This window comes from Kitasatospora indigofera, from assembly GCF_014655955.1.
Classification (GTDB): Bacteria; Actinomycetota; Actinomycetes; order Streptomycetales; family Streptomycetaceae; genus Kitasatospora; species Kitasatospora indigofera.
The window spans coordinates 1-560 of record NZ_BNBO01000193.1 but is presented as its reverse complement, the minus strand read 5'-3'; the positions used below and the strand labels follow the sequence as shown (position 1 = coordinate 560).

Genomic DNA, 560 nt, shown 5'->3' with positions numbered 1-560 from the left:
CCGGCCTGCACCGCGGCGTCGCCAAAATCCGGGCACACGAGACGTCCGGCGCCAGCTCCCAGACGTTCGGCGTCGCCCGCTTCCTGGCCGCCCAGCACGCCCACTGCCCCGGCCCCTGCGACCTGAACACCGTCGCACGGACCCTCGTGGACGCCGCCATGTCCGTCGGCGTCCCTGCCGACTACGCCGCCCGCGCCGTCACCAACGGCTTCGCCGCCGCCGGCCACGCCGCATGACCCGCCCCGTCGACAACCAGGAAGCCCGGCCCGCACCGCACCTTCGGATCGTCGGCGACGACGACCCGCACGCCCCCTGGCCGGACGAACCGGACCCCTGGTCCGACCCCTGGGCCCCGCCCGCCCCGGCGCCCCACACGGCCCCGGCGACGGCGCCCCAGGCAGCTGCCCGGCCCCGCACCACGTGGACCGCCGCCGAACTGATGGCCACCACCTTCCCCGAACCGAAATGGGCCGTCCCAGGGTTCTTCGCCGAAGGCGTCAGCCTGCTCGCCGGACCGCCCAAGGTCGGCAAGTCCTGGCTCTCCCTCGGACTCGGCCTCG

At 75.7% G+C, this 560-nt stretch carries 1 protein-coding gene and 1 pseudogene; both read left to right on the top strand.

From position 1 onward, the window contains the following. Positions 1-236: pseudogene (locus tag IE329_RS40125) on the top strand (DNA primase); the annotation flags it as partial. Next, positions 233-560 (top strand): AAA family ATPase (locus IE329_RS40120; RefSeq protein ID WP_190216002.1); only part of this gene is annotated, 328 nt, incomplete at its 3' end. The pseudogene IE329_RS40125 and the gene IE329_RS40120, both read left to right, overlap by 4 nt.